The organism is Limimaricola litoreus, assembly GCF_024159025.1.
In the GTDB taxonomy this organism is placed as follows: domain Bacteria; phylum Pseudomonadota; class Alphaproteobacteria; order Rhodobacterales; family Rhodobacteraceae; genus Limimaricola; species Limimaricola litoreus.
In genome coordinates this window covers 1-8,330 of sequence record NZ_JAMYXC010000010.1, presented here as the reverse complement: position 1 = coordinate 8,330, position 8,330 = coordinate 1, and the positions used below count along the sequence as shown (strand labels likewise).

The following is an 8,330-nucleotide window of genomic DNA, read 5'->3' as shown; positions in this document are numbered from 1 at the left end:
CTGCCGGTCGGCGAGGCTGCCCGCGCCGCCCGGTCCCTCGTCCGATCCGCCCCCGGGCTGGCCCTGTCCGGGCTGCTCTTGCCCCGGTCGGCCCTGTCCGGGTCGGCCCTGGCCCGGCTGACCCTGGCCTTGGTTCTGCCCGGGATCGCGACCGTTGAAACGGTCCTGCAGATCGCGGAACGCCTCGTCGGACAGCTCCTGCTGGTCGCGCAGCGTGTCCTGCAGCTCCTGCATCGAGCGCTGGCCCGGCGTGCCCGGCCCCGAGCCGCCTTCACCCTGCGCCACCTGCAGGTTCTCCATCATCCGGTTGAGCTGCTCCATCAGCTCGGCGGCCTCGGCCATCCGGCCCTCTTCCATCAGCTCCTGGATCCGGTCCATCAGCGCCTGCAGCTCGTCCTGCGTGACCTGCATGTTGTCGTTCTGCCCGGTCTGCGGCTCGTCGAGCCCGTCCTCGGCGGGCTGGGCATCCTGCGCCAGCATCGACAGGTAATCGTCGGTCGCGGCGCGCAGCTCGTCCATCAGCTCGGCGATCTCGTCCGGGCTCGCCCCGTCGCGCATCGCCTGCGCCAGCCGCTCCTGCGCGCGGCGCAGCCGCTCGCGCGCATCGGCCAGCGTGCCGTCCTCGAGCTGAAGCGCCAGCTCCCACAACGCCTGCGCGATCTCCTCCTGCGCCTCGGGCTCCAGCCCACCGGGCGCGCGGTGCAGCCGGTCTAGACGGCGCAGCGCCACGCGCAGCCGCAGATAGGTCGCCCGGTCGGGGAACACCGCCTCGGGCCGGTGCGAGACGGCGCGCAGCAGGTCGACCACCCGGCCCGCATTGTCGCGCGACCACAGAAGATCGCGCCGCTGCTCGGCCACGGCGCGGGCCACCGGCTCAAAGAAGCGCCGGCCCGGCAGCACCGCGGGATAGGGCTGCGAGGCGCCGGTCTGCCCGGCGGCATCCGTCACCTGCAGCGTGATCCGCACCGGCATGTTGGCGAAGGGGTGCTGCGAGAAATCGCCCGCGAGCATCTCCTCGATCTCGCGGCGGTCGCCGGTGAAGGGCATCGGCAGATCGACCGTGAGTGCATCGCGCGGATCGGGCGCGGTGGCGAGGCCATGGCGCCGCTCGACCGCCTCGGCGTCGAGCGTGATGGAGGCGGTGCCCGAGACCACGCCGTGATCGTCGCTGGCGCGGAAGGGCAGGGCCGTCTGGCCCAGCCCGGCGGTCTCCAGCGGTCCGGCCACCGAGACCCCCGGAATGGCATCGGGAATCGCCTCGACCTGCCAGGCCGCACCGCCCGGCCCGTCGATGGCGATTTGCCCGTCGTGGCGGACGGTGAAGCTCTGGCGCGGCTCCGAGGCGGCGGGCAGCTCGCCGGTGCGCCCCGAAACCGTCTCCGACAGGGTCAGCGCACCGACCTTGCCGTAGAGCCTTACGGTGATGGTGCTGCCCTCGGGCACGGCGAGGGGGCCGGGCGGCTGATCGGGCAGGTAGAGCACGGGCCGGTCGGTATGCGCGGGCGGCTCGATCCAGCCCTCCCAGACCGGCCCCTGCGCCAGAGCGCCGCCGTTGTCCGGGGCGAGCGCTGTGACGCTGCCCAGCCGCCAGACCGATCCGAACAGAAGCGCGGTGACCAGAAACAGCAGTGCGATGTAGCGCAGGCCGAAGGGATCGCGCGCGGCAAGGCGCAGGTTCGGGCGGGCGGGTGCCGCGTTTGCGCTGCGCGCGCGCATCCGCTCCAGATGCGCGGCCCAAAGCGCCTCCGAGCCGATGTCACCGCGCCCGGTCGCCTGCGCGTCGCTGAGCGCGGAGACGGGGCGTCCGGGCAGGCTGCGGTCCAGCCGGTCGAACGCTTCGGCCCGCGACGGCCAGCGAAAGCGCCACAGCCCCCAGCCGAGCCCCGCCAGCGCGCCCAGGATCGCCAGCACCGCCCAGCCCCAGAAGACCTCGACCGGCAGCCGGTCCTGCCAGCCCGCGATCAGCGGCGCCAGCGCCAGCGCCAGAACCGTCCAGAGCGGCCAGAAGGCGCGCAGCAGCCGTTCGGCCACCATCCCGGCGCGGGTCAGCGCGGCGGGGCGTCTCAGATGCGACAGGGGATCGCGGGGCTCGGTCAGGGCGCGGGTGCTCCGGGACAGGGGGCGGCTCTCTCCATCATAGCCATTCGGGGATGCTATCGCGCGCGATCATCTCCTCATAGCTGGGACGACGGCGGATAACCGCGAATTGATCGCCGCTGACGAGCACTTCGGGGATCAGCGGGCGGGCGTTGTATTCGCTCGCCATCACCGCGCCGTAGGCCCCGGCCGAGCGGAAGGCGACGAGATCGCCCTCGGAGACGGGCGGCAGGTCGCGCGCCCGGGCAAAGGTGTCACCGGTCTCGCAGACCGGGCCGACGATGTCCCACGGCCTGGTCTCGGCCCCGGCCTCGGGCTCGACCACGGGGACGATGTCGTGATGCGCGTCATACATCGAAGGGCGGACGAGGTCGTTCATCGCGGCGTCGAGAATGAGGAAATCGCGGCCTTCGCCGGATTTGGCATAGATCACCCGGCTGACCAGCAGCCCGGCATTGCCCGCCACCAGCCGCCCCGGCTCGATCTCGATCTCGCAGCCCAGATGCCCGACGGTGCGCCGGATCAGCGCGCCGTAGTCGAAGGGCAGGGGCGGGGCCTCGTTGATCCGCTCATAGGGGATGCCCAAGCCCCCGCCGAGATCGAGGCGGCGGATGTCGTGACCGTCGGCGCGAAGCGTCTCGGTCAGCTCGGCCACCTTGGTGAAGGCCGCCTCGAAGGGGGCAAGCTCGGTCAGCTGGCTGCCGATATGCACGTCGATGCCGATCACCTCGATGCCGGGCAGCTTGGCCGCCATGGCATAGACCTCGCGCGCCCGCGCGATCGGAATGCCGAACTTGTTCTCGGACTTGCCGGTGGCGATCTTGGCATGGGTCTTGGCGTCGACATCCGGGTTCACCCGGATGGTGATCGGCGCGGTGGCGCCCATCGCGCTCGCCACGTCCGACAGCGCCAGAAGCTCGCGCTCGCTCTCGACGTTGAACTGGCGGATGCCGCCTTCGAGCGCCATGCGCATTTCCTCGCGCGTCTTGCCGACGCCGGAGAAGACGATACGCTCGCCCGGCACGCCCGCTGCGCGGGCGCGGGCGTATTCGCCGCCCGAGACGATGTCCATGCCCGCGCCCGCCTCGCCCAGAAGCTTGAGCACCGCGACATTGCCGAGCGACTTGACCGCGAAGCAGACGAGATGCGGCAGCCCGTCGAGCGCCTCCTCGAAGAGCTTCAGGTGCCGCAGCAGCGTCGCGGCGGAGTAGACATAGACCGGCGTGCCGACCTCGGCCACGATCTCGGAGAGGGCGACGTCCTCGGCCATCAGCTGGCCGTTGCGATAGAGGAAATGGTCCAAGGTCTGGGCTCCGCTGGCATGGGTCGGTCGCGTCTTAGCAGATCGCGCCGCGATCCCAAGCCCCGCTGCGGCCGGGGCTCAGAGCGGGCGGGTGCGCAAGAAGAGGTAGAGCGGCAGGCCGCAGCCCACGCCGATGAGGAAGGTCGCCGGGATCGCGGCCAGCGCCTCCCAGTTGCGGCGCACGCGCACCTCCATGAGAATCCACAGCGTCAGCGCCACGGCGGCGATGGTCGCGTCCCACATCAGCCCGGTGGTCGCCGGGTTGGCGCGCCATGCCGCGAAGAGCCCCGACATCGAATAGCCGTTCTGCGCGAACCAGACGATGAACCAGCGCATCGGATGCAGCGCGCCCCAGATGGCGAGCGCCAGCCAGACCCACCTCACGGCGCAGCCCCGAGCCGGCGGCCGGTTTCGGTTTCGCCATACTCCAGCACCGCGCCGGGCGCCTGCGGCGCGCCGCCCGCGCCGCAGCCCGCCAGCAGCGCGAGCGCCAAGAGCGCCAGCCTCACTTCAGCGCGTCCCGCCAGCGGGCGATCTGCGCGCGCACGTTGTCGGGCGCGGTGCCGCCATAGGCGGTGCGCGAGGCGACCGAGTTCTCGACCGTCAGCACGCCGAACACCTCCTCGGTGATGTCCTCATGCACGGCCTTCATGTCGGCGAGCGTGAGGTCGGGCAGGTCGCAGCCCTTGTCCTCGGCGCGCGCCACCAGCGATCCGGTGACGTGATGCGCCTCGCGGAAGGGAAGACCGAGCGCGCGCACCAGCCAATCGGCGAGGTCGGTCGCGGTGGAAAAGCCCGAGGCCGCGGCGGCGCGCAGGTTGTCGGGCTGCGCGGTCATGTCCGAGACCATGCCGGTCATCGCGGCCAAGGACAGCATCAGGTTGTCGGCGGCGTCGAAGACCTGCTCCTTGTCCTCCTGCATGTCCTTGCCATAAGCGAGCGGCAGGCCCTTCATCACCGTGAGCAGCGCCACGTTGGCGCCGAGGATGCGGCCGATCTTGGCGCGGATCAGCTCGGCAGCGTCGGGGTTGCGCTTTTGCGGCATGATAGAGGAGCCGGTCGACCAGCGGTCCGACATGGCGACGAAGCGGAACTGCGCCGAGGACCAGATCACCAGCTCCTCCGACAGCCGCGACAGGTGCATCGCGCAGATCGTGGCCGAGGACAAAAACTCCAGCGCGAAATCGCGGTCCGACACGGCGTCGAGGCTGTTGGCCATGGGCCGGTCGAAGCCCAAGGCCTGCGCCGTCGCCTCCCGGTCGATCGGGAAGGAGGTCCCGGCCAGCGCGGCGGCGCCCAAGGGGCTCTCGTTCATCAGCTTGCGCGCATTGGCAAAGCGGGCGCGGTCGCGGGCGAACATCTCGACATAGGCCATCATGTGATGGCCCCATGTCACCGGCTGCGCGGTCTGCAGATGGGTGAAGCCCGGCATGACCCAGTCGGCGCCCTGTTCTGCCTGACCCAGCAGCGCCTCGATCAGCGCCTTGAGCGCGGCATCGGCGGCGTCGCACTGGTCGCGCACCCAAAGCCGCAGGTCGGTCGCCACCTGATCGTTGCGCGAGCGGCCCGTGTGCAGACGACCCGCGGGCTCGCCGATCAGCTGCTTGAGCCGCGCCTCGACGTTCATGTGGATGTCTTCGAGCGCGGTGGAAAACTCGAAGCGGCCCTTCTCGATCTCTGACAAGACCGTGAGAAGCCCTTTCCTGATCTCTTCCGCGTCTTTAGCCTCGATGATGCCCTGCGCCGCGAGCATCGCGGCATGGGCGCGGGAGCCTTCGATGTCCTGTGGCGCGAGGCGCCGGTCGTAGCCGATCGAGGCGTTGATCGCCTCCATGATCGCATCCGGCCCGGCGGCGAAACGGCCGCCCCACATCGCGTTGGAGCTCTCGGTCATCTTTTGGTCCTTGAAGGAAATCACATGCGCAGCGTCGTTCTCATCGGTCTTTACATGGCGGCAACCGGCCTTGCAAACGCCGCCCCCGCCGATCTCGAGGCGCTGCGCGAGGGCGACATGCGCAAGCTCGCCATCCATGCCGAACCGCAGCGCGGATCGGACGTCCCCTTCGAAAGCGAGGAAGGCGGCGAGATCACGCTCGCCGAGTACGAGGGCAAGCCGGTTCTGGTGAACTTCTGGGCGACATGGTGCGCACCCTGCCGGGTGGAGATGCCGCAACTCGCGGCCCTGCAGGACGAATATGGCGGCGAGGATTTCGAGGTCGTCACCATAGCCACCGGCCGCAACGACCCGGCGGGCATGGAGCGATTCCTCACCGAGATCGGCGCCGAGAGCCTGCCGCGCCACAAGGACCCGCGGCAGGCGCTGGCCCGCGACATGGGCGTGCTGGGCCTGCCGGTGACGCTGATCCTCGACGCCCAAGGCCAAGAGATCGGGCGGCTGCAGGGCGAGGCGGACTGGTCCTCGGAGAGCGCGCGCGCCATCGTCGAGGCGTTGATCGCAGACGGGGCCGAGGGCTGATCCGGCTCAGGCGGTGCCCGAGGTCGGCGACAGGCTCAGCGGATCGATGCCGAGCCCCTTGAGCGCGGCCGACCACTTGTGCTCGTTGGCGCGGCCGAAGACGACCGCGTGCTGCGCCTCGCCGATCAGCCAGCCGTTCTGCGCCAGCTCGCTTTCGAGCTGCCCGGGCCCCCAGCCCGCGTAGCCCAGCGCCAGCAGCGAGGATTTTGGCCCGCGCCCATGCGCGATCTCCTCGAGCACATCGAGCGTCGCGGTCATTGCCGTGGTCTCGTCGACCTGCAGCGTGCCTTGATCCGAAGCGTAATCGGTCGTGTGCAGCACGAAGCCGCGGCTTTCCTCGACCGGGCCGCCGACATGCACCCGGATGTCGCGAATGCCGGGGTCGGCGGTGATCTCGAGCTGCTCCAGCAGGTCGGAAAACCGCACCTCCGTCGCGGGCTTGTTGACGATGAGCCCCATCGCGCCCTCGTCCGAATGGGCGCAGACGAAGATCACCGCGTGGTCGAAGCGCGGATCGGCCATGCCGGGCATGGCGATGAGGAGCTTGCCGCTCAGGTCGGGGTTCAGGCTTTCCATGTCTTGAGAATGTGATGCGCGGGCCACACGATCAAGGGGGCGCGCGCGCGGCTCTCGCGTGCTCGTGACTTTCCATCGCGCTGCGCGGGGGGCATCACTGCCGCCATGACCCGAATTTCGCGCCTCGCCCCGATTGCCCTTTCACTCGTTCTCGCCGCGCCGGTCGCGGGCGTTGCCGGGTCGGTCGACGATATCGTCCGGCTCGACATGCTGCCGGGCTGGCGCGCTGCGGACGGCACGCAGATGGCGGGCTTCAGGATCAGCCTCGCGCCGGGGTGGAAGACCTATTGGCGCGCGCCGGGCGAGGCGGGCATCCCGCCGCAGGTGAACTGGTCGGGCTCGACCAACCTGGCTTCGGCGCAAATGCACTGGCCCGTGCCCGAGATTTTCGAACTGGGCGGTTTCGAGACCTATGGCTATTCCGAACAGGTGGTGCTGCCGGTCGAGATCGCGCCGCGCCGTCCCGGCGAGGCAGTGCGAATTTCCGGCCAGCTCGAAATCGGCGTCTGCCATGACGTCTGCGTGCCGGTAATGCTCGATTTCGGCGTCGATCTGCCGCAGGAGCAGCGGCGCGATCCGTCGCTGGCGCTGGCGCTGGCCGACCGGGCCAAGAGCCCCGATGAGGCGGGGCTCGGCCCCGCGCGCTGCGCGGTCGTCCCCACCGCGGAAGGCCTATCGCTGACCGCGACCCTGCCCGCCACCGCGGGCGCGCAGGCGGTGGTGGTCGAGACCGGCGATCCCTCGCTCTGGGCCAGCCCGGTCGAAACCCGGCGCGAGGGCGGCGCGCTCGTCGCCAGCACCCGGATCTCGCATGTGGCGGGGGGCGCGGTGGCGCTCGATCGCTCTTCGCTGGTGCTCACCATGATCGGCGGGGGCGAGGCGGTGGAGTTCGAGGGCTGCGCGCCCGCCTGATCACTTGCGCCGCAGATGCTCGTCGAGCCGCGGCAGGATCTCCACGAAATTGCAGGGCTTGTGGCGGTAGTCGAGCTGGCGCTCGAGGATCTCGTCCCACGCGTCGCGGCAGGCACCGGGCGAGCCGGGCAGGGCAAAGAGATAGGTGCCCTGCGCCACGCCGCCCGTCGCGCGGCTTTGCACGGCGGAGGTGCCGATCTTGTTCATCGAGACGATGGTGAACACCGTGCCGAAGGCGTCGATCTCTTTCTCGTAGACGTCGCGATGCGCCTCGACCGTCACGTCGCGGCCCGTGAGCCCGGTGCCGCCGGTGGAGATCACCACGTCGATCTGCGGGTCGGCGCACCATCCGCGCAGCTTTTCGGCGATGGCGGCGCGGTCGTCACGCAGGATGTCTCGCGCCGCGAGCACGTGTCCCGCCGCCTCCAGCCGCTCGACCAGCGTGTCGCCCGAGCGGTCGCTCGCGGCGTCGCGGCTGTCGCTCACCGTGAGAACGGCGATACGCACGGGGATGAAATCACGGTCCATGGGTCAGGCTTTCTGCAAAAAGGCGAGGCGCAGGGCGAGGCCCGCGAAGATCGTGGCCGAGACGCGGCCCAGCCAGCGGTTGAAGACGGCCGAGCCGGCAAGGCGGCGCCCGACGCCGCCGGCAAAGACCCCGACCGCGCCATTGACCACGAGGCCCCCCAGAGACAGCACCGCGCCGAGGGCGAGGAACTGCGGCAGCAGCGGGCGGGCGGGGTCGGTGAACTGCGGCAGGAAGGCCAGCACGAAGAGGATCACCTTGGGGTTGGTGAGATTGACCACGAGGCCCTGCCGAAAGGCGCGGGCGGGGCGCACCGCGGGGATCTCGCCGCCCGTCGCCCCGCCGCGCAGCGCGGCGATGGCGAGCCACAGAAGATAGGCCACGCCGAGCCAGCGAATCGCATCGAAGAGCCAGGGCAGCGCCGCGACGGCGGCGCCGAG

General features: G+C 70.5%; 10 protein-coding genes. 2 read left to right on the top strand and 8 right to left on the bottom strand.

The window, feature by feature from the left end; all coding sequences use genetic code 11:
• The 5 genes from NHG85_RS00390 to argH all read right to left on the bottom strand — a co-directional run.
• A partial coding sequence (locus NHG85_RS00390) for a DUF4175 domain-containing protein (RefSeq protein ID WP_370362952.1) occupies nucleotides 1-2,067 on the bottom strand: 2,067 nt, incomplete at its 3' end.
• Nucleotides 2,068-2,134: 67 nt separating this feature from the next.
• Nucleotides 2,135-3,400: a diaminopimelate decarboxylase gene (gene lysA, locus NHG85_RS00385; protein ID WP_253328719.1), complete on the bottom strand. Its 1,266-nt coding sequence runs from the start codon at nucleotides 3,398-3,400 to the stop codon at nucleotides 2,135-2,137.
• Nucleotides 3,401-3,478: 78 nt separating this feature from the next.
• Entirely contained in the window at nucleotides 3,479-3,784 is a 306-nt protein-coding gene (locus tag NHG85_RS00380; RefSeq protein WP_253328717.1) for a DUF2834 domain-containing protein, read from the bottom strand.
• The gene (locus tag NHG85_RS19630; protein ID WP_256500032.1) at nucleotides 3,781-3,909 is read right to left on the bottom strand and encodes a hypothetical protein; all 129 of its coding nucleotides are present in this window, start codon (nucleotides 3,907-3,909) and stop codon (nucleotides 3,781-3,783) included. Before NHG85_RS19630 ends, NHG85_RS00380 begins: the two co-directional genes overlap by 4 nt.
• Complete coding sequence (gene argH, locus NHG85_RS00375; protein WP_253328715.1) at nucleotides 3,906-5,294, bottom strand: argininosuccinate lyase; 1,389 nt, start codon at nucleotides 5,292-5,294, stop codon at nucleotides 3,906-3,908. Before argH ends, NHG85_RS19630 begins: the two co-directional genes overlap by 4 nt.
• Nucleotides 5,295-5,318: 24 nt before the next feature.
• Here argH and NHG85_RS00370 point away from each other — a divergent pair, with 24 nt between their 5' ends.
• Nucleotides 5,319-5,876, top strand: coding sequence for a TlpA family protein disulfide reductase (locus NHG85_RS00370; protein ID WP_253328713.1), 558 nt, complete (start codon nucleotides 5,319-5,321; stop codon nucleotides 5,874-5,876).
• 6 nt (nucleotides 5,877-5,882) lie between these two features.
• Here NHG85_RS00370 and NHG85_RS00365 read toward each other — a convergent pair whose 3' ends face one another.
• The gene (locus tag NHG85_RS00365) at nucleotides 5,883-6,452 is read right to left on the bottom strand and encodes a YqgE/AlgH family protein (protein WP_253328711.1); all 570 of its coding nucleotides are present in this window, start codon (nucleotides 6,450-6,452) and stop codon (nucleotides 5,883-5,885) included.
• Between the two features lie 105 nt (nucleotides 6,453-6,557).
• Here NHG85_RS00365 and NHG85_RS00360 point away from each other — a divergent pair, with 105 nt between their 5' ends.
• Nucleotides 6,558-7,364, top strand: a complete 807-nt coding sequence (locus tag NHG85_RS00360; protein ID WP_253328709.1) for a protein-disulfide reductase DsbD domain-containing protein — start codon at nucleotides 6,558-6,560, stop codon at nucleotides 7,362-7,364.
• Here the strand turns inward: NHG85_RS00360 and moaB are convergent, their stop codons facing one another.
• Both moaB and NHG85_RS00350 read right to left on the bottom strand, forming a co-directional pair.
• On the bottom strand, nucleotides 7,365-7,892 hold the full coding sequence (moaB, locus tag NHG85_RS00355; RefSeq protein ID WP_253328707.1) for a molybdenum cofactor biosynthesis protein B: 528 nt from the start codon (nucleotides 7,890-7,892) through the stop codon (nucleotides 7,365-7,367).
• 3 nt (nucleotides 7,893-7,895) lie between these two features.
• Nucleotides 7,896-8,330, bottom strand: a 435-nt coding sequence (locus NHG85_RS00350) for a LysE family translocator (protein ID WP_253328705.1), incomplete at its 5' end; no start/stop codon positions are given.

Coding starts and splice junctions, on each gene's coding strand:
- argH (WP_253328715.1), bottom strand. CDS start 5,294: ATGACCGAGAGCTCCAACGCGATGTGGGGCGGCCGTTTCGCCGCCGGG.
- NHG85_RS00370 (WP_253328713.1), top strand. CDS start 5,319: ATGCGCAGCGTCGTTCTCATCGGTCTTTACATGGCGGCAACCGGCCTT.
- NHG85_RS00365 (WP_253328711.1), bottom strand. CDS start 6,452: ATGGAAAGCCTGAACCCCGACCTGAGCGGCAAGCTCCTCATCGCCATG.
- NHG85_RS00360 (WP_253328709.1), top strand. CDS start 6,558: ATGACCCGAATTTCGCGCCTCGCCCCGATTGCCCTTTCACTCGTTCTC.
- moaB (WP_253328707.1), bottom strand. CDS start 7,892: ATGGACCGTGATTTCATCCCCGTGCGTATCGCCGTTCTCACGGTGAGC.